Raw genomic sequence first — 22,352 nt, forward strand, 5'->3', positions numbered from 1 at the left:
GTCGTCTCGAACGCCGAAAGGCCACCACATTGACCTCCGTCGATAGGTTTCCCCTGCGTGCAGGGTTGCCGCAGCCTCGACTGACAACGATCGATCCGGACCGCAAGGTGTGGGAGGTCGCGCTCCTCACCCCCTGGGAGTGGCAGCGATGACCAAGGTATTCATGCGTATCTGGCTTCCCGTCATGATCGTGATTGCCGTGGCTGTGGGTGTTCTCACGGTGTCGCAGCTGCGGTCGGTATTCGGCTCCAATCCGGTTCTGGTGACGCCGGTGGGCGCGGACACTGCCGAGAAGTTCGTTCCCAAGGTCGTGACCTATGAGGTCTCGGGATCGGGCGGAACCGCGGTGATCAATTACAAGGATCTCGACGGCAAGCCGCAGCGCACCGGAAGCGTGAGCCTGCCGTGGACCCTGACATTGACCACGACGGCCCCCTCGGTGGCGCCGAACGTCATCGCCCAAACCGACGGTCAGGCCATTTCCTGCCGGATCACCGTCGACGACGAGGTCAAGGATGAAAGGACCGCCACCGGCGTGAACGCACAAACCTTCTGTCTGGTGAAGTCCGCGTGAGCGCGCCGGCCGTAGAGCCTCCGACCGACGCCATCCCGGTCCCCCGGCACCGGGCACGCCCATGGCTCCCCCGGTTCATCCGCACCTTCGCAGTGCCGATCATCCTGATCTGGATCGCCATCATCGCCGTCCTCAACACCGTTGTGCCGCAGCTCGAAGACGTCGGCAAGTTGCGCGCGGTGTCGATGAGTCCCAACGATGCACCGTCGATGATCGCCACCAAGCGCGTTGGCACCACCTTCGAGGAATACAACACCAGCAGCTCGGTAATGATCGTCCTCGAGGGCGAGCAGAAGCTGGGCGCCGACGCGCACAACTTCTACGACCAGATGGTCCGCGATCTGCGCGCCGATACCAAACACGTACAGCACGTGCAGGACCTGTGGGGCGACTCGTTCACCTCGGCAGGCGCCCAGAGCGTCGACGGAAAGGCCGCCTACACCCAGGTTTACATCGCCGGCGATCAGGGCGAGACCCTGGCCAACGAGTCGGTGGAGACCGTCCGCGACATCGTGGAGAAACGCCCGGCACCACCGGGGGTCAAGGCCTACGTGACCGGTGCGGCGGCGACGACCACCGATCAGAACAAGGTCGGCGACGAGAGCATGCAGACGATCGAACTGGTGACGTTCGGCGTCATCATCGTCATGCTGTTGGTGATATACCGCTCCGTCACGACGACGCTCGTGGTGTTCGGGCTGGTCATCATGGGGCTGTTGGGCGTACGTGGTGCGGTGTCATTCCTGGGCTATCAGAATGTGTTCGGCCTGACGACCTTTGCCACCAACATGGTCGTCACCCTGGCCATCGCCGCGGTGACCGACTACGGGATATTCCTGGTCGGCCGATACCAGGAGGCGCGCCGGTCCGGCGAGGACCGAGAATCGGCGTACTACACCATGTTCCATGGGACCGCGCACGTCGTGCTGGCTTCCGGTATGACCATCGCGGGAGCCACCTTCTGCCTGCACTTCACCCGGTTGCCCTACTTCCAGACCATGGGCTACCCCTTGTCCGTCGGCATGACGGTCGGCGTTGTGGTGGCCCTGACGCTGGGCCCCGCGCTCATCTCGGTGGCCAGTCGCTTCGGCAAAGTGCTTGAGCCCAGGACCGTCTCGAAGACCAGGGGGTGGCGGCGCGTCGGTGCCGCCACCGTCCGCTGGCCCGGTGCGTTCCTGGTCGTCGCACTGGCGGCGTGCCTGGTCGGCCTGCTCGCACTGCCCGGCTACCACACGACCTACAACGACCGGATCTTCCTGCCCGATGAGGTCCCGGCCAATGTCGGATACGCGGCCGCGACCCGGCATTTCTCCGAGGCGACGATGAATCCGGATCTGCTGATGGTCGAGACCGACCACGATATGCGGAACCCGGCTGACTTCCTCGTGATCGACAAGATCGCGAAGGCGCTGGCGGACGTATCGGGAATCGCCCAGGTGCAGACCATCACCCGACCCGACGGCAAGCCGATCGAGCATTCGACGATCCCGTACATGATCAGCCAGGGCAACGTCGGCCAGCTCATGGGCAATGACTACCAGCAGCGCGTCATCTCCAACATCCTGGCCCAGGCCAACGAGATGCAGAACACCATCAACTCGATGGAGAAGATGCAGTCGATCACCCAGGAACTGTCGCAGGTCACGCGAAGCATGGCCGACAAGATGGGCGACACTTCCATGACCCTGCAGGAGGTGCGCAACCACCTGGCCGATTTCGACGACTTCTTCCGGCCGATACGCAACTACTTCTACTGGGAGCCACACTGTTTCGACATCCCGGTCTGCTGGTCGATGCGGTCGATCTTCGAAAGCCTCGACGGGTTGGCGACCATGTCCGACGACTTCCAGGCGATCGTGCCCGACCTGGACCGCATGGCCGGTCTGACGCTGCAGATGACCGCGTTGATGCCGGAAATGATCCAGTCGATGAAGAACCAGAAGCAGATAACGCTCAACCAGTATCAGGTTCAGAAGGCACAGCAGGACCAGACCATGGCCCAGCAGGACGACAGCACGGCGATGGGCGAGGCATTCGACAAAGCTCTCAACGACGACTCGTTCTATCTGCCGCCGGAAGCCTTTGAGAACGCCGATTTCAAGCGCGGCATGAAGCTGATGATGTCACCGGATGGGCATGCCGTGCGGTTCACCATCATTCACCAGGGTGACCCGTTGACACCGGAAGGCACATCCCGCGCCGAGCCGCTCAAGACCGCCGCGGCCGCCGCGATCAAGGGCACGCCGCTGGAAGGCTCCTCGGTCTACTTCGGCGGCAGCGCAGCGATGTTCAACGACATGCAGCTGGGGGCGGACTACGACCTGCTCATCGCGGTCACCGCCGCGCTGCTGTTGATCCTCATCATCATGATGGTTCTCACCCGGGCGATGGTCGCGGCAATCGTCATCGTCGGCACGGTGGTACTCAGCTTGGCCACCGCCTTCGGGCTCTCAGTGATGCTCTGGCAACACCTCGTCGGCATCCCGTTGCACTGGATGGTGCTACCGATGTCGGTCATCGTCCTGGTGGCTGTCGGGGCGGACTACAACCTGCTGCTGGTGTCGAGAATGAAGGAGGAGATCCACGCCGGGTTGCACACCGGCACCATCCGCGCCATGGGCGCCAGCGGCCCCGTGGTCACCGCCGCGGGCCTGGTGTTCGCCTTCACCATGGCATCGATGTCGGTCAGCAGCCTGATCGTCATCGGCCAGGTCGGCACCACAATCGGCATCGGCCTGCTCTTCGACACCTTCGTGATCCGGGCGTTGATGACACCGTCCGTCGCCACCCTGCTCGGCCGGTGGTTCTGGTGGCCGCAACAGGTGCGGCTACGCCCGCGCCCGTCGAAGTGGCCGCGCCCGATCCAGCAGGAACCGCAGGAAGTGATGAACTGATGAAGCGTGCTCTCCTTGCCCTGATTGCCTGTGGTGCAACCAGTCTGGCCATCTCGGCGCCGGCACACGCCGATCCTGACACGGATTTCTCCCGGGAACTGCATACCTACGGGATCTACGGTCAGAAGGACTACAACGCCTGGATCGGCAAGCTGGCGTGCAAAAGGTTGTCTCGTGGAGTGGACACCGGTGCGCAGGAGTCGGCGAAATTCGTCTCCGATCAGTTGTCGAAAGACTCCACGACCGAGCAGGCCTGGCAGTTCCTCGGTGGAGCGATCAACTACTACTGCCCGGACCAGCGTGTGGTGCTCGAACGCGCCGCGGCTGCGCACTGAAAGGGATGAACATGTTCACCACGGCAATTCGGTGTGGGGTGGCGACGCTTGCGGTGGTTGCCGCCGTGACTGCGGCGGCGCCGTCGGCCTCGGCTGACGCCACGGACGACTATCCGATCCCGAACCGGATTCTGAAGACACCGTGCACCGCTGAGCAGATCATGGCCGCAGCGCGTGACGTCGAGCCGGTGTACTACGAGCGCTACATGATCGACTACAACAACAAACCCGCCGCCGATCAACAAGGCGCCCGGGACCGTATCCACTGGTTCTTCTCGATGGACTACGCCGGTCGCCGCCAGTACTCCGAGAACACGGCCACCAACGCCTTCTACGAAAACATGGCCTGGCGCTGGCCCAACTGGGCAAAACTGTTCTTCAACAACAAGGGCGTGGCCGCCAACACCACCGATATCTGCATGAACTACCCAGCCGACGATATGTCCCTCTGGAACTGGGCCTGAGCGCAAGTACGTTTGGAAGTCCTCGACATGGGTAACAATCCATGGACGTGTCTTTTGGTCAGCGTGGGGTGCGCGCCGGGGATGAGGAGGACATCTTCATGACGGACCGTTCAGGCAGGGCGTTGTCCCGCCGCATGTTCATCCGAAGTGCCGCCTTGTCGGTGCCTCTCGTCGGGGTTGCGGTCGCCGTACCCGTCGCTGTAGCGCAACCTCAGGAGTGCAGCGATCCGTCCGGGAAGGTCGGCAATTGCGCGGCTCAGCTGCCACAACAGTTCAGCTCGACCAGCTTCAGCACCACGGCGATCGCGGGTGGCACGAACTACTCGATCCTGTTCAGCACGAACATCCGGCGAGGCCCACTCATCCCGCCTGGCGCCACCGGTTATCGGATTCACACCGTCAGCGTGTCGGGCACCAAACTCGATGGCACCCCGTTCTACCTCACCCCCGGCATCGGCGAGGCAGGCCCGCGAATCCTGAATGCGCTGTCCGCGTCCTCCCTCGGTTTCGCCCTGGATGTGCCGTGGGACGCGAACCAGCTCGTGCGTTCGTTCCTGTACACCTATGACGTCGAATTCCTGACCGGATTGACGGGAATTCAGTCGTGCCGGTACGCGACGACGATGGACCTGGCCGACAACGGGATGACGCTCGGCGGCGTCGGGTCCGTCACGTTCTCCACCCCGATGCTCGCCGAATGCGACACTCCGCCACCGTCAACGCCTGCGGCCGCTCCGCCACCGCGATAGCTCGCCCCGGATTTTCCTCCAGCTGGGATTCAAGCCCGCTGTTACGGGTAACCCTGTCGTGAGCCGAAGTACGAACTTTAGGAGCACTCATGCCCAACGAGCTGCAAGGACGCAAGATCGCTTTTCTGGCCGCGGACGGCGTCGAACTCGTCGAACTCGAACAACCGCGCGCCGCCGTCGAGGATGCGGGCGGACAGGTGCAGCTGCTGTCGCTGAAGACCGGAGAAATCCAGGCCCGCAACCACGATCTGGAACCCGCGGGCACGGTTCCGGTCGACCTGGCAGTCGGCGAGGTCAAGGTCGATGATTTCGACGCCCTGGTGCTGCCCGGCGGAACCGTCAACCCCGATAAATTGCGACTCGACGAGGCGGCGGTGGGGTTCGTCCGCGACTTCGTCCGGTCGGGCAAGCCGGTCGCCGCGATCTGCCATGGGCCGTGGACGCTGGTGGAGGCCGACGTCGTGCGGGACCGGACACTGACCTCCTACCCCAGCGTGCGCACCGATCTGCGTAACGCCGGTGCGACCGTCGTCGACCAGGAGGTTTGCGTCGACGGCAACCTCATCACCAGTCGCTCCCCCAAAGACCTGCCCGCCTTTTGTCAGGCGATCACCGATCAGTTCGCCAACACACCGGCCCACACCTGAGTCCTGACAATGCCTCCGCTGCACGATATTTGGGCCGCGGCGTCGAGCCCGGACACGCCAGAACCGTGACGCTGTACACGTTGTCGTAGGCTCGTAGACGTGGTTGACCTCGCCTATGTCATCGCCGGATCCGAAGCGACCGGCGGCGCCGGCCTACAAGCGGACCTGCGCACTTTTCAGCAGCTCGGCACCTATGGCATCGGAACCGTGACGTGCATCGTGTCATTCGACCCCAAGGCGAACTGGGCTCACCGCTTCGTACCCGTTGAGCCGCAGGTCGTCGCCGACCAGATCGAGGCCGCGACATCGGCATATGATCTTGATGTCGTCAAGATTGGCATGCTGGGCACCCCCGCAACGATCGACGTCGTAGCGGACGCCCTCGCCCGGCAGCCATGGCGGCACATCGTCGTCGACCCCGTGCTGATCTGCAAAGGCCAGGAGCCCGGCGCCGCCCTCGACACCGACACCGCATTACGCCGGCAGATCCTGACACTGGCCACCGTGACCACACCCAACCTGTTCGAGGCTCGCACGCTGTCCGGAATGGACGACCTCAACACGGTCGACGATCTCGTCGAAGCCGCCCGCCGCATCGCCGATCTCGGGCCGCGCTACGTCGTGGTGAAAGGCGGAGTCGAGTTCCCCGGGGACGACGCTGTCGACGTCCTCTTCGACGGCACGGACGCCGAAATCCTGCGCACCCCGAAGGTCGGACACGCACGGGTGGCCGGCGCGGGATGCACACTGGCAGCGGCGATCACCGCCGCACTCGCCAAGGGATCGGAGGTCTCGGACGCGGTCCGTCTGGCCAAAGACTTCACCACGGCCGGGATTGTCGACCGGGTAAGCGGAAACACGCCCTTCGACGCCGTGTGGCAGGGCGCGTCCGACGCACCGCGATAACGTTCAGACCTGTTCCCGGGCCTCGCACACCACCACCGGAATCTCCCGATCCGTGTTGAGCTGGTACTGGCCGTAGCCCTTGTACGCGCGCACCACCTGCGGCCAAAGAGCCGCGCGCTCAGCTGAATCAACGGTCCGAGCCCGCATGGCCAGCCGGCGATCGTCGACCACCAGTTCAATATCGGGGGTCACGACAAGGTTCTTGTACCAATCAGGATGATCCTGCGCGCCGCCTCTCGAGGCGACAAGCACCACCCGGTCGGGCGCATACAGCGGACTGGTCAGCAACGTGCCGTGCACATTCCCCGACTTCCGACCGGTGGTGAAGAGTTCGACCGGCTTCATGCCCATCACGCTGCGCGGATACCGACCACCCGAGAGTTTCAGCAAAACCCTGTGCCCGTTCTCAAGCATCCAGGCGCTCGCATCGAGCGCCTTGTCGGGGATACGCATGGCCTCACCCACTCTTTCACGTGGTCGGAAGACTGCCAATCATCCTCCCTGCCCCGGCACGGGCGGTAGAGCGCCGACAACGTGGGTACTCCTTGAGCGCTGACGACGGGAGGCGCGATGGACCAGCCTGAACTCGACGAGTGGGACCCTGTCGTGATCCGCCAGGTGAAGTCGTGGGCGCACCCGATCATGAGAGCGTGGTTCAGGCCCGAGGTCCGCGGCCTGCAGAACATTCCGGAAGGCGGCGCAGCGCTCGTAGTGGCAAATCACTCCGGCGGCATGCTGACACCTGATGTGCTGGTCTTTGCGCCGGAGTTCTATCGCCACTTCGGCTATGACCGACCGCTGTATACGCTCGCGCATTACGGGGTGCTGCTCGGACCGGGCGGGATGCTGCGCCGGCTGGGCGTGATCCACGCCAGCCGTGAGAACGCCGCGGCGGCCCTGCACGCCGGAGCGGTCGTGCTGGTGTTTCCCGGGGGTGATTACGACGCTTACCGGCCGACCTCCGAGGCGAACACCATCGACTTCAACGGGCGGACCGGATATGTATGTACCGCCCTAGCGGCCGGCGTTCCGATCGTGCCCACCGTTTCGATCGGTGCGCAGGAAAGCCAGTTGTTCCTCACCAGGGGCAACTGGCTGGCCAAGCGCCTCGGGCTGGGTCGCATCCGGCTCGACATCCTGCCGGTCAGCTTCGGCGTGCCCTTCGGCCTCAGCGTGCTGCTACCACCCAATCTGCCGCTGCCGACCAAGATCATCACCGAGGTCCTGCCGCCGATCGACATCACCGCCCGCTTCGGCGCCGACCCTGATGTCGACGAAGTCGACGCGCATATCCGCGACGTCATGCAAACCGCGCTCGACCGTCTGGCATCGCAGCGACGGTTTCCGGTCCTGGGCTGACAGCAGCCACCGGGCGGCTTCGGCCATGGGCAAGTGAGCTAACCCCGCAGCGTGCGCTGATACCGTCGCATGCCGCTTATCCATCGGTCGTAGTCATTGCCCTTGCCGCGGTACATGTCGAGCACCGCGGGGTGCGGCAGCACCAGGAAGCGGTCAGCGCGTACGGCCTCCAGCGTCGCCGCGGCGACATCAGCGGCGCTGATCACCTGACCCGATTGGACAATCGACTCTGCACCGATCCGGCCGGACAACTCGGTGGAGGCGCGGACCGCGTCCAGCAGTGGAGTGTCCACCCCCAGCGGGCATATGCAACTGACACCGATCCCGTCGTCGCCGTAGGTAATGGCGAACCACTCCGCGAACCCCACGGCGGCGTGCTTGCTGACCGCATAGCCCGCCGCGCCGAGCTGCGACAGCAGGCCGGCTGCCGATGCGACGGACACGAAATAGCCGCTACCACGAGACCGCCAGCCGGGCAGCAGCTGTTCCATGGCGCGGATGTGCGCACGCAGGTTGACGCCGAGGATCCGGTCCCAGTCGGCTTCGCCGCCCAGCCCGTTGACTCCGCTGATCCCGGCGTTGGCGATGTAGATGTCCACCGGGCCGAATTCTTGTTCGGCGAGGGTGATGAGCGACGCGATGCCGTCGCCGGTGCTCGCATCGGCGGCACCGACCACCGCGGCGGCACCGATAGAGGTGGCCGTGCGGGCAGCGGCGGATGCATCGAGATCGCCGACGACGACGCGCGCTCCAGCTGCGGCCAACCCTTCCGATATTGCCTTGCCGATGCCTGATCCACCGCCGGTGACGATCGCAACCTTGTCTTCGATGTCCATGCATACCGCCTAGCTTCGGAGCCCTCTCAGCTCAGTTCCTCTGCCAAGTGGTACAACTCGCGTCCGGCGTACCGCTGCACTACTTTCCATTGTCCGCCTGTGACCTGATACACCCCGTAGTCAGATGTGGCTGTATTCGTTTTCGTGAAATCCACCGGCCCCGAAGCACCCTGATAATCAATCGTCTCGCCCGCCGCGAGAAGCTCTAAACCCTTATCCAGGGTATATACCGGAGTACCACCGGAATCAGTCACCTTATGCAGGTTGTCAGCCACCGCAGCACCAGTGGGCTCACCGCCGGCCGCCATTGCCAACAGTGCTGAGACAATCGCGTCGTATGCCGTACCTGCTGATGGCTGCTGAACGATATGCCCGCCTTTCTCCTCCCCATACTCCTCGACCAACAACTGGCGCATTCCCTCCGTCGCCGGTGACTCCGCCGCGAGAGGGGCCTGCCCGAATGCACCCTCGAGGAATTGGGGCCCCACCTCGTCGAGCAGGACCGGGTACGTCAGCTCAGCGATAAAGGACCAGTGGCCCGGAATGCCCTGCCGTGCCCACTCGCGCACCAGCGTGACGGCAGGCTCGACCGAGCCGGCCAGGAACACCATTTCGGGTTCAGGCGCGAAAGCGCTGCGCACCTCCGGCAGATAGGACCCCTGGCCTCCGTTGAACGCGACCTTTGCAACGACCTTCCCACCGAGTTTCGTGTAAAAGCTTTCCACCCAAGAAGATGTGCTGCGTGCCGAGTCAGAATTTTCGTACATGATCGACAGGGTTTTGAATCCCCGGTCCCAGATGTTCTTTGCCACTGTCAGGCCGTCGAACGTATCCGGACCCACTGTCCGGAAGGTGTAGGGGTTGGCTTGATCGTCGAATTCGACGATGCCCGAATAAGGGGACGCGATTGCCACGGTGTTGCGCTCCGCCTGCCCCAACGTCGCCATGAACGTCGCCGAGGTGGGACCGATGATGAACTGCGCATCGTCTTTGTTGATGAGCTTGGTCACCGCACGGACTCCGTCCTCCGCGTTGAACTTCTCATCTTCGCTGACGACTTCCAGTTTGGTGCCGTTGATACCGCCAAGTTCGTTGACGCGGTTCACCACCGCTCGAGTGACTGTGTCGACGGGGCCACCGTAAACCGCTGCCTCCCCGGACAGAGGTGCGGCCACCCCGATGACGGCCGTGTCACTACCGCCACCACCGCATCCTGACAGCGCGATACTTGTCGTCGCAGCGACGACGACGGCGAGCATCTTTTGTGCAGTGGCACCGAACATATTCACAATCGAATCTCCTGATGAGAAAGCCACTTTGAGCGTGGAATTGGTCTGGACTGGCTATGCCTGTGGGATTCGAGCACCCAGGAACATCTCTGCAAAGCCGGGGTCTGAAAGTAGCTCCGCCCCATTCGCCTCGTGATGAATCTCGCCCGAATCCATGAGGTACACGCGGTTGCACAGGGGCAGGATCTGACTTGGATGCTCTTCGATGACCCATAAAACGCCTGTACCGCCTCGCTCTATGACGCGAATCTGTTCGATCAGCGAATCGACGATCTGAGGAGCAAGGCCTGTGGTCGGCTCGTCCAAAATCAGGAGCCGCGGCTTCATCAGCAGAGACGACGCGATCGCGAGCTGCTGTCGTTGCCCACCCGACAACGTCCCCGCCCGCTGCTTGCGGCGCTCGGCCAGTATCGGAAAAAGCTCGAGTACCTCATCCATGCGACCTCGTGGAAGGCGCATGGCATGTGTGACGACTTCAAGGTTATCTTCGACGGACAGGGCACCAAACACGTTGCGTAGCTGAGGCGTATACCCGAGGCCTTGGCGGGCGCGATCTCGTGGTGATTGCCCATTGAGCAGCCCATCCCCAAGCTTCACACTTCCACCGCGTGCGTCGACAATCCCGGCGATGGTCTGCACCAGTGTTGTCTTGCCTGCGCCATTCGGCCCGATGATGGCAGTGATCTCGCCTTGGTCAGCAGTCAGTGAAACGCCACGGATCACCGTGTGGCGGCCGTAGCCGCTTGTCAGGTTTTCGACGTCAAGCAGAGGCACTTCGCACTCCCAGATAGGTCTCGATGACGAGGGGATCGCGGATGACCTCCGCTGGCGGCCCGTTCGCGATGACGCGGCCGTCATGCATGACGTACAGCGCATCGCAGATCGCATTCATGAACGACATGTTGTGCTCGATCACCAGCACAGTCATGCCCTCTTCGTCACGGAGCCCACGTACCGTTGCCGAAAGACGCTGCTGGTCCTCGGGATTGAGACCCGAGGACGGCTCATCCAACATCAACAGGGACGGCGGATCCATGAGAAGCCGGGCGATCTGCACCAGTCGCCCCTGTCCGATCGACAGGTCGCCGGCGCGCGTGTTCGCCAAGGCAGTCAGCCCCATCCGATCGAGCAACTGCCAAGCTCGGCGCTCAAGGTCGTGCTCCCCCGACGCCACCTCACGACGCGACGTGAACAGCCGCCACAGGTGCTCGCCGGGATTCGCCCGCACTCCGGCCAGTAGGTTCTGCATCACCGACATGTCGGTGAAGTCCGCGATGTTCTGAAAGGTCCGTTTCAGGCCCATCCGCGCCAGCCGATACGTTGGCGAACCCGTGATGTCGCGGCCGTCGAACCTGACAGCTCCGGCATCTGGCGCGAGGAACCCTGACACTGCGTTGAACAGAGTTGTCTTTCCGGAACCGTTGGGCCCGATCAGGCCGGTGATCTTGCCACGACGCACCGTGAGGTGAACTTCGTCGAGGGCCCGAAGCTGACCGAAAGACATGACGAGACCCTCCACTTCGAGCATGTGGTCGGATGCACTCATGAGCGCCCTCCAGCAGAGGAAGTAGCCAGTAGCACAGGCACTCCGGGCGCCTCACCCGGAGGTTTGTAGATGGGGAGTCGCGGCCGGAAGATACCTCCGGGCCAGAACAGAAGGATGACGATGAGAACAAGGCCCTGCAGTGCGTCTTGAACGCTCGCCATGAGCTCTGGGGTGATGATGTCGACATGGATGTAGGTCAGGCCTTCTCGTAGGCCCAGCAGCACCACGGCACCGAGCACCGCGCCCACGTTGCTGCCCAGCCCACCGATAATCACAGCGATGAATACCGTGAAGGTGATATTCACATTGAAGAACGTTGGCGTCAGGATGGACAGGTACCACACGTACATGACGCCGGCGAGGCCCATGAAGAACGAGGCGAAGACAAAAGCCTTCAGTTTCACCGCATAGACGTTGACGCCAATCGATTTCGCGACCGCCTCGTTCTGGTTCACCGCGAGCAGGCTGCGGCCGAACGAGGAACGCGTCACGCGCTGAAATACCAGAAAGCTGATACCCAGAGCGAACAGCACGATCACGGCGAGAAGCAGCGCCTGGGCACGCCCCGGGATGCTCTCGAGCCTCGGAACTGGCGCATCGAGAAGCCCGCGCGCTCCGTTGGCGATAGCTGGTTGGTTGATGAAGAGCTGGCGGATCATCTCAGCCAAAGCCAACGCCACTACTGCGAGGTACTCCCCTCCTACCCTGAGCAATGCGCTACCAACAATGAGCGCAAGCAAGGCCGATGCGAGCCCGCCGATGATGGTGCCCGCCCACCACGGCAGTCCGAGCCCGAGAATATAGGTATATGAACCTGATTGGGCAGGCATGACGGTCAACGCGTACGCGTAGGCGCCAACCCCGAAGAAGGCGGCCACGCCAAAATTCACCATGCCCCCGATTCCGAACTGGAGGTTCAACGCAAGCCCCGCGACTGCGTAGATGCCCATGATGGTGGCCAGTCCACCGAGGATGAGAAGTGAGCTCATGCGACACGCTCCTTCGGACCGCTGAAGAGTCCATCTGGTCTCACAAAAACAACTAGGGCGATGACCGCGAAGATGACCATCTGGGTGTACTCGGACGGGATGACAAGCGTTGCCAAACTGGAGGTCAGGCCGACCACAACGGCTGCGATCATGACGCCATAAATGCTGCCGAGACCGCCGATGATCGCGGCGGCAGCAATCAGCAACACCTGGTCCCAGCCAAGCTCGGGGTAGATGCGTGCGGTGACGGCAATGAGCGTTCCCGCCAGTGCCGCCAAGGCGCTGGCGACAGTCCACGTCAGGTACTGGAGATAAGCGGTGTTCACACCACGGACTTGAGCCAGAGCCTGATTGTCTGCCATCGCGCGCAGAGCGCGACCACTATAGGAGTGCGACAGCCACATATGCAGTGCTGCAACCACAAACGCAGCGATAATGACAACTGAGATTTGGTCGACGCTCGCTACCGCAACATCACCGACGCGCAACGTCTCGCGCAGCGGTACGTCCATCGTCTTCACGCCATACCCTGTGAAGAACTCGATTACTGCGTGCATGAAAAACGCGAGGCCGACTGAGGCGATCATCGGGATATGGTGCGGCCGCCCACGCATCGGCCAGAAAACAAGGCGTGCTGTCACCACACCCACCAGCGTCGTGACGGCGATAGCCAAGAGGCAGGCCAACATCCAATGTAGTCCAAGAAGTACGTTGAACCCATAGGCACTGAATCCGCTGAGCACCAGCAGCTGCGGGTGGGCGATGTTCAGAAAGCCCTCGGCGCGGCGCACGAGCTCGAAACCCACTGTGGCAAGCAACAGGACCGCGCCGCTGACCAAGCCCGCTGCGACAACGATCAACACGGGTTCGCCTTCACCGTCGATGCCGATCCGTCCCGGAATCCCCGGGGCGGAGTTTCCTCGCCTTCGCTCATGAAGATGCACCGCATAGTTGAATAGCTTTCGTCGAAGTGAATTGTGATTAACGTAGAGCGGGTCGTGAGGGTTGTCAACGGGAGGATTCATCTCGGCTTCAACACGCATGCATAAGCTCAAACTGCAGTTCATAACGCTGGATTGCGATCGGCTCAGGCCGCCATCACCCGCCGGTCGAGCTCAAGACTTCGAGGCAAATATTAATACGAATTAACCTCGATCGGTGATCATTTCTCGAAAACAACCAGAGCAGTTCACGGTTGGCGGCGGCTGCGTTCTGGTATGACGACTGACCGACGCCCGTCACGAGCGCCCGCCGACGGCACCTCACGCCGGGAGGTGCTGCTGGAAGTAACCGCCGATCTGTTTGTGGAGCATCCATATGATTCAGTCACGGTCGGGATGGTGTGCGCGAGGGCCGGGATCTCCGGCCCGGGGCTCTACAACCACTTTCAGAACAAGCAGGCTCTTCTCATTGCCGTCGTTGAGAAACCCTTGGAGTCACTGCACGAGTAGCTCGACCGCGGTGGCGAGCAGACACGTGTGTGCCCGTTTGCGCCGCTGCGGGGTACCCAGGTGTCTGCTCGGCGAAAACTGTCAGCCAATCACTATTTGAACAGTGCGCGGGCCATGGCGGGAACGATGCCGGCGCAACGCGCGTCACGCATGGAATCCGTCAGTCCCCGCACGAGCGACGATGATTCGGGAAATCATGGCCCTGCGCGACAGCGACAGTAACGACGTCGCGAGTATCGCAATGTCCTCGGGCGAGATCATTGTGTGTGGTGGGATCTGGTCATGAACCCATGCGGACATGTCGGTATCGACATAGCCGGGGGCAATCGCAGTGGCGACGACCCCGTGTGCCGCTTCCTCAGCGTTCAGCGCCTCCACCAGGGATAAGACAGCTGCCTTCGATGCACCGTACGCCGCCAGACCCCGCTCGGCATATACGCCTGTGATCGACGCAAGGACAATGATTTTCGCACCCAGTACTTCATTCCTGGCAGCCGATTCGCGCAGCAATGGCAGGGCGGCTTGGACAAGCGCGAAAGGAGCCCGGAAATTGACTGTCAGGGCTTTATCCATTCGCGCGGGAGGATAGGCGGCGACCGGACCGGCCGTGCCTACACCGGCGTTGACGATCAACGCGCTCAAGTCCTCGTGTGCTTGCCGATGACGCGTGACGAGATGTGGGAGCGCGTCGACATCGGTCATGTCAACAGCAGCCACGGTGACCGTCGGCGCGCCGAGCTCGCGCAGCATCGGCGCGACGGCATCGAGGTCAGACTCCGTGCGGGAGGAGATCGTCAGCCCCATACGGTGTGTGGCCAGCTGTTTGGCGATCTGCAGCCCGATTCCGCGCGAAGCTCCGGTGATCAACGCCGAACGAGGAGTTTCATTCATCCCACATGTCGCGATCGCTGTTCCTGGCTGGTCTGCAACCTGGATCTGCAGAAGGCGACGAGTCGTTCAGAATCCGACTCCGTCATCGGCGGGCGCTGTGCGGACTGCATGATGCCCAGTAGCCGCTTGTAGAAGTCAGGTGCAGCAATCCCAAATTCAGGAAAGATGAACTCGTCTCCCAGTCCCGAATACTCCCAGCGGGCCGCGAACCTCACCATGCGCGCCACGTCTTCGGAGGTTACGCGCGCCCCGACGTCCCAAGGAGCAAGTGACGACGCGCTGTCGGCCGTCACATCAGCTCCGCCCGTGCAAACCCCGCTTCCAGCCGTGTCCGCACAGTAGAGAGGTAGCGAGCAGCGTCGGCCCCGTCAATGATTCGATGGTCGTAGGACAGCGACAGATACGCCATCGACCGGGTGCCGATCAACAAGCTGCCATGGTCATGCTGCGGCACCAGGCGTTCGACGACGGCGCCCACACCGAGGATGGCGGACTGAGGTTGGTTGATGATCGGGGTGTCGAACAGAGCGCCGCGGCTGCCGGTGTTGGTGATGGTGAACGTGCCACCGCTCAGGTCATCGGGGCGTATCGTGCCCTCGCGAACCGCGGTCGCCGACTCAGCAATAGATTGGGCGATCTCTGCGATGCTCTTGTTCTGGGCGTCGCGGATCACCGGCACCATAAGGCCTTTCGGACCATCGACCGCCATGCCCAGGTGCACGGCGCCGTGGTAGGTCACCTCCGTGCAGTCGGGGTCCAATGAGGCATTGATGATGGGATGCTCACCCAACGCTTGGACCGCGGCCACGACGACGAACGGCAGGAAGGACAGTTTGGTACCGGTCCTGTCGAAGAATGCCTGCTTCTCCTCGGCACGCAGCCCTGCGATCGTGGTGAGGTCAACCTCTACGACCGTTGTCAGTTGTGCCGAAATCTGCAGTGATTCAAGCATTCTTCGGGCAATGGTCCGACGGATCCGCGGCAACGTTTCGACCCGGTCAGCCTGATCTGCGGCCTCTTCCTCACCGCGAAGCTGCAGATCGTCGGGAGTCTGCGTGGGTGCCGGTGGTTGGGTTGCCGGCTCCGGTTGCCGCTGAGAGACCGCGTCGGGCGGGGCGACGCCGAGCCGTGCGATCGTCGCACCGACCGCGACGACCGTGTCTTCGGGCTCGATGATTTCGATCAGGACACCGGCCGCGGGCGCGGGGATCTCCGTATCGACCTTATCGGTGGCCACTTCCAGCAGTGGCTCGTCGAATTCCACTGCGTCACCCACTGATTTGAGCCATCGAGTGATGGTGGCCTCGACGACGGCCTCGCCCAATTCCGGAACCGTAATCGTGATGTCGACGTCTGCGGTCGTCATGTCATCCTCTCTCAACGAGATCGAGCGTGGCGCCCACGATGCTGTCGGTATCAATGCCGTGGTACCGGTACACGTCTTCCAGCGAGCCGACTTGACCGAAACTGCTGACGCCAAGGGCGGTGCCGGGCACACCGTTGATTCCGCTGAGAAACGCCAGCGTGTGCGGGTGACCATCGAGGACGGTGACCATCGGTGCAGCCCGCTCGGCGGGGAAGAGCTGATCCAGAATCCACGACGGACCCTCGGCTAGCCCGCGGCGGGATTGCACGGCGTCGAACAGCAGCCCGGGGCTGCTGACGCACACGACTTCGGCGTCGACACCCATTTCTGCGAGCCGTTCTGCCGCGGCCAGGGTCTCGGTGATCATGGCACCCATTCCGACCAGGGTGACCGTCGGCTGATCGGCTCGACGCAACACGTACCCGCCTGCGATGACATGGCGGCGCCGGCGTTCCCGTGCTGCGGGGTCGTTCGGAACGGCTGCCAACGCTTGATTGACCGGCCTAGTCGACAGTCGGATGTACGACGACGTTCCGTCGGGGCGCCCGAGGCGGCCGATGCATGACAGCAACGTCCATTCGACGTCAATGGCAAAGGCCGGCTCGTAGCTGAGGCAGCCGGGCTGTTCCAGCCCGATGGACGGTGTCTTGATCGATTGGTGAGCACCGCCTTCGGCGGCCAGGGTCACCCCCGACGGGGTGCCGACCAGGATGGACTGCCCGCCCGCGTAGATACCGTAGGACCATGGTTCCAAGGCCCGCTCCACGAACGGGTCGTACATGACGCCGATCGGAAACAGCGGCTGTCCCCACCGGCTCCAGGTCGCGCCCAGCTCACCCATCAGTCCGACGAGGTTGGTCTCGGCGATACCCAGTTCCATGTGCTGACCGGTCGGCTTTTCGCGCCAATGCATGACTGTTTCGGGGTCATCGTCGAACCAGTTGCGCCGCTCGTTGGGTGACCACACGCCGACCTTGTTCAGCCAACCGGCCAGATTGGTCGTCGAGCTGACGTCGGGGCTGACAGTCACCACTCGTTTGGCAGCATCGGGCGCCTGGCGACTCAAGTCGAGCAACACCCGGCCCAGCGCCGCCTGAGTGGTTGACGTGCCCGACGGTGTACGGCCCAGCTCATCGGGGATCAGCGGTGGTGTCATCGTCTGGATCGGTTCACGGGCGAGGCGCTCCGCCGTCTGAGCGCAGATCCGACCGGCCGCACTGCCGTGGTCGAATCGTGCCCAGGGGTGCTCGGTGTCCATCCCCAGTTCGGCTGCCAGCTGCTCGTACTGCTCCACCGTAAGGAGAGAAGAATGGTTCTGCGGATGCCCCTGGGTGGGCAGCCCACGGCCTTTGATCGTGTAGGCGATGATCACCGTCGGCCGGGTGTCATCGATCTGCGCATACGCGGCACGTAGCGCATCGAGATCGTGACCGCCCAAGTTGCGGATGGCGTGCAGCAACACCGCATCATCCAGCTCGGCGATCAGCGCCGCGATGACATCGCCGTCCGGACCGGGACCCGGCAGACGGCTGCGGACTTCCTGGGCACTGCAACGCAACAGGCGTTGATACTCCGGATTGGACATGTCCAGGATGCGGGTGCGCAGCACCTCCCCGCCCGGGCGGGTGAACAACGACTCCAGCAGCGTGCCGAATTTGACGGTGATCACCTGCCAACCTGCTGCGGCGAACATGGCTTCCAGCCGGGAGGCGGCAATGTTGGGCACGACACGGTCCAGCGATTGCCGATTGAGGTCGACGATCCACACCACCTCACCGAGCTCTGAGACCGACGGATCCAGAATGGCCTCCCACACCGCACCTTCATCGAGTTCGGCGTCACCCACCAGGGAATACTGCCGACCCGTGCCGGCAGGACCGATCTGGGTATCGACATAACGGCGCGCGATTGCGGCCCAGATCGGCGCAGTGGCACCAATTCCGACCGAACCGGTCGAATAGTCCACCGGATCAGGGTCTTTGGCGCGGCTGGGGTAGGACTGCAGACCGCCGAATGCGCGCAGCGTAGGCAAATACTTCTCGTCAAGCTCACCGAGGAGGTAGTTGAGGGCGTGCAGAACAGGAGAGGCATGCGGTTTGACCGACACCCGGTCGCCGGGTTGGAGCTGCTCAAACCACAGCGTGGTCATGATCGACACCATCGAAGCGGATGAGGCCTGGTGCCCTCCGACCTTGAGGCCGCTGGTGTTGGGCCGAATACGGTTGGCGTAGTGAATCATTGCCGTGGACAACCACAACACCCGCTGCTCTATCTCATGCAGCGGTGTGCCGGGGCTGTTGACGGGATAGGCAGTGGTTTCCACTGCAGCGGTGCTGGGCATCAGGTGTCCTTGCGGATGGGCATGGGCGAGACAGACCGACTGCACCCCTACTCAGGTCATGAGCGGGCGGCCGCACCGTGCCCGGCGCCCAGGGTGAGGGCGATTCCGGTGCCACCGTGACAGAACGTCACCGAGGTACGGTCCACTTGCGCAGAAAGACACCATAAGTCGACCATCGGCCTACACTTCGTGCAAGAGGTGCGGACATTTTTGAGCATTGTGCGCATCGCACGCCCTCACGAGTTCTCGGAGATTGTCATTTTGACCAGCACACCCCGCGTCGACACCCTGGACGCAAAGATCCTGCAGGCACTCAACGATGACCCACGTGCGACAGTCATAGCGCTGGCCGATAAGACCAAACTGTCGCGAAACACCGTTCAAGCACGGCTGACCAAGTTGGAACGCCAGGGAACACTGCGGTCATTTGAGCGTCGTATCGACCCGGCGTCGCTGGGCTACCCGCTCACCGCGTTCATCCTGACCCGGGTTACCCAGCGCAAGCTTGCCCAGATCGCTGCTGCCCTCGAACAGGTTCCAGAGGTGGTCGAGGTGCACGGCCTGGGCGGGGTCACCGACATGCTGATCCATGTGGTGGCCCGCGAAGCGGACGACCTCTATCGCGTCGCAGGCCTCATCCTCGACATCGACGGAGTAGAGCAAACGACGACCGCATTGGTGATGCGCAAATTCCTCGACTATCGGCTCGCACCGCTGCTCGGGGAGCTCACCGGTGACACCGACCGCTGACCGGACACGGAGGTGAATCCCGCTGTGCCATAACTCAAACCTGCCACCGCACCAAAGTGGGCGTTCTGCTCACCGGACCGTGGGACGCGCCGTCAGCATTGAGCAACATGCACGGCCTGCGACAGCGCGATTGCCCGCCGCAGCCGGCGCAGTGTTGACTTGTTTCAGCTCGCCACTCACTGCGTTGCACCTCAGCACTCGCCCGGCGGCGCCGTTCGCCAACACTTGGCAATTGTGTAGCGGTCCCGATGGGCTGCACTGGGAAGGGACGACACCATGAGTCGTATTGCGCAGACACCTCACATTCCGTCGATGAGTTATGAGCCGTTGAGTCCGACTGCTTTTCTCGACCGCGCAGCGAGTTGCCACGGAGACCGTGTTGCGGTGATCGACGGGGACCGTCGGTGGACCTATGCCCAACTCCACGACCGTTCCATGCGGTTGGCCGGGGCACTGGCAGAGTTGGCCGGCGGGCGACCTGTCGCGGTCCTGGCGCCCAACTCACATGTCCTACTTGAAGCGCACTACGGAGTTCCGTGGTCGGGTTCAGCGTTGGTCGCGATCAACACACGGCTGTCCGGAACTGAAATCAGCTATCTTCTGGGTCATTCAGACTCTGCTGTCCTGGTCTGCGACCCGATGTACGCCGACGCTGCGGAGCAGGCGTGCGACCAGCTGACCGATCCCCCGACGTTGATCTTGGCGGGCGTCGGCGACGGGGGCAACTACGAGGCGTTATTGGCGTCGGCATCCCCGCTACGGCGTACATCGGCCGACGAGCTCGGGTTGCTGTCGATCAATTACACCTCTGGGACGACAGGTAAACCCAAGGGTGTGATGTACGCCCATCGCGGCGCTTATCTGCAGGCGCTGGCCATGGTGGCACACACGGGACTGTCCGCGTCAGCTGTCCATCTGTGGACGCTTCCCATGTTCCATTGCAACGGATGGTGTTTTCCCTGGGCAGTCACCGCGGCCGCAGCCACGCATGTGTGTCTCCCCAAGGTCGATCCCGCGGAAGTGTGGCGACTGATCAGTGAACACGGCGTGACGCATCTCAACGGCGCTCCCACAGTGTTGTCGATGCTCGCCTACGCTGACGATGCGAAAGCAGTGGGGGATAGACAGATTCGCGTAGCGACCGGCGGGGCACCGCCATCGCCGGCGATTCTGCGCAAGATGTCGGCGTTGGGATTCGAGATCACGCACCTGTACGGCCTCACCGAAACCTATGGTCCGGCGGTGATCTGTGACTGGCGTCCCGAGTGGGATCAGCTCGACCTGGAAGATCGCGCCAGGATGAAAGCGCGACAGGGCGTGGCGAACATGATCTCTTGTGAGATCCGGGTTCTCGCAGAAGACGGGGGCGATGTCACGGCTGATGGGGTGAGCATCGGAGAGATCGCGCTGCGCGGAAACAACGTGATGATGGGTTACCTGCACGATCCGGATGCCACTGCGGCGGCGGCACCCGATGGGTGGTTCCGAACCGGTGATCTGGGTGTGCGCCACGCCGACGGATACATCGAACTGCGCGATCGCAGTAAAGACGTCATCATCTCCGGCGGTGAGAACATTGCTTCCGTAGAGGTGGAACAGGCGATCATGGAACACCCCGCCGTCCTGGAGGTGGCGGTCATCGCGGTGCCGGATCCGCAGTGGGGAGAGGTACCGGCCGCCCACGTCACTCTCAAGGCCGGAGTGCAAGCCAGTGCCGACGACATCATCCAACACGTCCGAACACGGATCGCTCGATTCAAGGCGCCAAAACATGTGACTTTCGGCGACCTGCCGAAAACGTCGACCGGCAAGATCCAGAAGTACGTGCTGCGCGAACAGGCCTGGAAAGCTTACGAAAAGCGAGTCCAGTAGACGGCGCCCGCCAGTGAACCGGTCAGAGTGAAGCAGCGGTCCGGTAATCCGTAAGTTCCCCACCGTCTGGCCACCCGGATACCAGCGCCCCGCTGATTCCAAGATGTACGAGCATCGCGGTAATACACCCTTGCGCGAGTTCGTGTTCCTGAACCGAATACTTCTCGGCGGGTACTCGACTTGACCGCAGGTAGACGATCACGCCCCCTTCGTCGGCAATTCGCGCTCGACGGGTTTCGAATTCCTGCCGGCAGCCGCAGTCGGCCGAGAGCGGATCACGGTGTGGGCATTCAGAGACGATATAGGCCGTCGGAGCCACCGTGCGCGTCAACGAGCCGACGAAGACGGTATGTTCGGCGCCGGTCAATTCATCTGTGAAGTCGACTACTCGCATCGACCTGTCAGGAACATCGACAATCCGCGTAGCGGTCTGCCTGACTCGGCCACGGCGGCCGTCCCCATGATGGAGGCGGTGATGCACTACATCCTCGACCCGGACCATCGGTAGGCACTCAGCGCGCGCGAAGGCTGAGAGTTCCACACCCTGCAGGAGATCACCACCGTCAGCCAGGAGTGTGGCAGTCAGACCCGCCGGCGGGAGTCCGGCGATTTCGCACAGATCCACCGCCGCTTCAGCGCCGGCTCGGCGCTCGATCACGCCACGCGGAGCGGTCCTCAGGGGCAGGATGTGTCCCGGCCGCGACAGGTCCTCAGGACCGGTCTGCGAACTGGCCAGTACCCGAGCAGTATGCGCACGATCTGTCGCACTGATACCGGTTCCGATACCGGCAGCGGCGTCTACCCCTACACCGAAAGAGGGAGTTTCCTCGCTGAATCCGTTCCCCCGCACCATAGCCGGCAGGTCCAGCTCGTCTGCCCGAGTCGACCGCAGCGTGACGCACAGCAATCCAGACGTGTATCTGACCGCCCACGCGGTCCACCGCGGGCTGGCGAGAGCGGCCGAAATCAATATATCGGCAGCTTCCCGACCCGGTCCACCGCGTACGATCAGCACCGGCCGCCCGGCGTTCAGAGCGTTCGCCGCAGAGTCGATTGTCTGTTCCACGTCGCAGAGGCCCACCATCGTCATTAC

The 22,352-nt window shown here is 62.8% G+C and carries 22 protein-coding genes; 11 read left to right on the forward strand and 11 right to left on the reverse strand.

Annotated elements, in window-relative coordinates:
- The first annotated feature begins 148 nt into the window (after positions 1-148).
- The 7 genes from M1247_RS13330 (at position 149) to thiD (ending at position 6,569) form a co-directional block, all read left to right on the forward strand.
- On the forward strand, positions 149-574 hold the full coding sequence (locus M1247_RS13330; protein ID WP_317156820.1) for an MmpS family transport accessory protein: 426 nt from the start codon (positions 149-151) through the stop codon (positions 572-574).
- Entirely contained in the window at positions 571-3,468 is a 2,898-nt protein-coding gene (locus tag M1247_RS13335) for an MMPL/RND family transporter (protein WP_317156821.1), read from the forward strand. Before M1247_RS13330 ends, M1247_RS13335 begins: the two co-directional genes overlap by 4 nt.
- The gene (locus tag M1247_RS13340) at positions 3,468-3,803 is read left to right on the forward strand and encodes a DUF732 domain-containing protein (RefSeq protein ID WP_317156822.1); all 336 of its coding nucleotides are present in this window, start codon (positions 3,468-3,470) and stop codon (positions 3,801-3,803) included. The genes M1247_RS13335 and M1247_RS13340 overlap by 1 nt, the downstream gene beginning before the upstream one ends.
- Positions 3,804-3,814: 11 nt before the next feature.
- Complete coding sequence (locus M1247_RS13345) at positions 3,815-4,267, forward strand: DUF5078 domain-containing protein (protein WP_317156823.1); 453 nt, start codon at positions 3,815-3,817, stop codon at positions 4,265-4,267.
- A gap of 41 nt (positions 4,268-4,308) precedes the next feature.
- Entirely contained in the window at positions 4,309-5,016 is a 708-nt protein-coding gene (locus M1247_RS13350; RefSeq protein ID WP_317156824.1) for a hypothetical protein, read from the forward strand.
- 89 nt (positions 5,017-5,105) lie between these two features.
- The gene (locus tag M1247_RS13355) at positions 5,106-5,663 is read left to right on the forward strand and encodes a type 1 glutamine amidotransferase domain-containing protein (protein WP_317156825.1); all 558 of its coding nucleotides are present in this window, start codon (positions 5,106-5,108) and stop codon (positions 5,661-5,663) included.
- 99 nt (positions 5,664-5,762) lie between these two features.
- Positions 5,763-6,569 carry a bifunctional hydroxymethylpyrimidine kinase/phosphomethylpyrimidine kinase gene (gene thiD, locus M1247_RS13360; protein WP_317156826.1) on the forward strand — a complete coding sequence of 269 codons (807 nt, stop codon included), beginning with the start codon at positions 5,763-5,765 and terminating at the stop codon, positions 6,567-6,569.
- A 3-nt stretch (positions 6,570-6,572) separates the two neighbouring features.
- Here the strand turns inward: thiD and M1247_RS13365 are convergent, their stop codons facing one another.
- A complete protein-coding gene (locus tag M1247_RS13365) occupies positions 6,573-7,022 on the reverse strand; it encodes a nitroreductase/quinone reductase family protein (protein WP_317156827.1) in 450 nt (149 codons plus the stop codon).
- A 117-nt stretch (positions 7,023-7,139) separates the two neighbouring features.
- Here M1247_RS13365 and M1247_RS13370 point away from each other — a divergent pair, with 117 nt between their 5' ends.
- Positions 7,140-7,928 (forward strand): lysophospholipid acyltransferase family protein, encoded by a 789-nt coding sequence (locus M1247_RS13370; RefSeq protein WP_317156828.1) that lies wholly within the window; start codon positions 7,140-7,142, stop codon positions 7,926-7,928.
- Positions 7,929-7,966: 38 nt separating this feature from the next.
- On the opposite strand, the gene M1247_RS13375 is transcribed toward M1247_RS13370, so the two are convergent.
- The 6 genes from M1247_RS13375 to M1247_RS13400 are packed head-to-tail and all read right to left on the reverse strand — an operon-like array spanning position 7,967 to position 13,631.
- On the reverse strand, positions 7,967-8,764 hold the full coding sequence (locus tag M1247_RS13375; protein WP_317156829.1) for an SDR family oxidoreductase: 798 nt from the start codon (positions 8,762-8,764) through the stop codon (positions 7,967-7,969).
- 26 nt (positions 8,765-8,790) lie between these two features.
- Positions 8,791-10,047: an ABC transporter substrate-binding protein gene (locus M1247_RS13380; protein ID WP_317157030.1), complete on the reverse strand. Its 1,257-nt coding sequence runs from the start codon at positions 10,045-10,047 to the stop codon at positions 8,791-8,793.
- A gap of 60 nt (positions 10,048-10,107) precedes the next feature.
- Complete coding sequence (locus M1247_RS13385) at positions 10,108-10,827, reverse strand: ABC transporter ATP-binding protein (protein WP_317156830.1); 720 nt, start codon at positions 10,825-10,827, stop codon at positions 10,108-10,110.
- Positions 10,814-11,599 (reverse strand): ABC transporter ATP-binding protein, encoded by a 786-nt coding sequence (locus M1247_RS13390; protein ID WP_317156831.1) that lies wholly within the window; start codon positions 11,597-11,599, stop codon positions 10,814-10,816. Before M1247_RS13390 ends, M1247_RS13385 begins: the two co-directional genes overlap by 14 nt.
- A complete protein-coding gene (locus tag M1247_RS13395) occupies positions 11,596-12,588 on the reverse strand; it encodes a branched-chain amino acid ABC transporter permease (RefSeq protein ID WP_317156832.1) in 993 nt (330 codons plus the stop codon). The genes M1247_RS13390 and M1247_RS13395 overlap by 4 nt, the downstream gene beginning before the upstream one ends.
- Positions 12,585-13,631, reverse strand: a complete 1,047-nt coding sequence (locus tag M1247_RS13400) for a branched-chain amino acid ABC transporter permease (RefSeq protein WP_317156833.1) — start codon at positions 13,629-13,631, stop codon at positions 12,585-12,587. Before M1247_RS13400 ends, M1247_RS13395 begins: the two co-directional genes overlap by 4 nt.
- 174 nt (positions 13,632-13,805) lie before the next feature.
- Here M1247_RS13400 and M1247_RS13405 point away from each other — a divergent pair, with 174 nt between their 5' ends.
- Positions 13,806-14,039: a TetR/AcrR family transcriptional regulator gene (locus tag M1247_RS13405; RefSeq protein WP_317156834.1), complete on the forward strand. Its 234-nt coding sequence runs from the start codon at positions 13,806-13,808 to the stop codon at positions 14,037-14,039.
- A gap of 144 nt (positions 14,040-14,183) precedes the next feature.
- Here the strand turns inward: M1247_RS13405 and M1247_RS13410 are convergent, their stop codons facing one another.
- The 3 genes from M1247_RS13410 to M1247_RS13420 form a co-directional block, all read right to left on the reverse strand.
- Entirely contained in the window at positions 14,184-14,930 is a 747-nt protein-coding gene (locus M1247_RS13410; RefSeq protein ID WP_317156835.1) for an SDR family NAD(P)-dependent oxidoreductase, read from the reverse strand.
- A 289-nt stretch (positions 14,931-15,219) separates the two neighbouring features.
- Positions 15,220-16,296, reverse strand: a complete 1,077-nt coding sequence (locus tag M1247_RS13415; RefSeq protein WP_317156836.1) for a 2-oxo acid dehydrogenase subunit E2 — start codon at positions 16,294-16,296, stop codon at positions 15,220-15,222.
- Position 16,297: 1 nt separating this feature from the next.
- Positions 16,298-18,637: a thiamine pyrophosphate-binding protein gene (locus tag M1247_RS13420; RefSeq protein ID WP_317156837.1), complete on the reverse strand. Its 2,340-nt coding sequence runs from the start codon at positions 18,635-18,637 to the stop codon at positions 16,298-16,300.
- Between the two features lie 261 nt (positions 18,638-18,898).
- On the opposite strand from M1247_RS13420, the gene M1247_RS13425 reads away from it, so the two are divergent.
- Positions 18,899-19,387 (forward strand): Lrp/AsnC family transcriptional regulator, encoded by a 489-nt coding sequence (locus M1247_RS13425; RefSeq protein WP_317156838.1) that lies wholly within the window; start codon positions 18,899-18,901, stop codon positions 19,385-19,387.
- A gap of 276 nt (positions 19,388-19,663) precedes the next feature.
- The gene (locus M1247_RS13430) at positions 19,664-21,259 is read left to right on the forward strand and encodes an AMP-binding protein (protein WP_317156839.1); all 1,596 of its coding nucleotides are present in this window, start codon (positions 19,664-19,666) and stop codon (positions 21,257-21,259) included.
- 22 nt (positions 21,260-21,281) lie between these two features.
- On the opposite strand, the gene M1247_RS13435 is transcribed toward M1247_RS13430, so the two are convergent.
- Positions 21,282-22,349 carry a 3,4-dihydroxy-2-butanone-4-phosphate synthase gene (locus M1247_RS13435; RefSeq protein ID WP_317156840.1) on the reverse strand — a complete coding sequence of 356 codons (1,068 nt, stop codon included), beginning with the start codon at positions 22,347-22,349 and terminating at the stop codon, positions 21,282-21,284.
- Positions 22,350-22,352: the final 3 nt, after the last annotated feature.

The organism is Mycobacterium appelbergii (genome assembly GCF_032883035.1).
Lineage (GTDB): Bacteria > Actinomycetota > Actinomycetes > Mycobacteriales > Mycobacteriaceae > Mycobacterium > Mycobacterium appelbergii.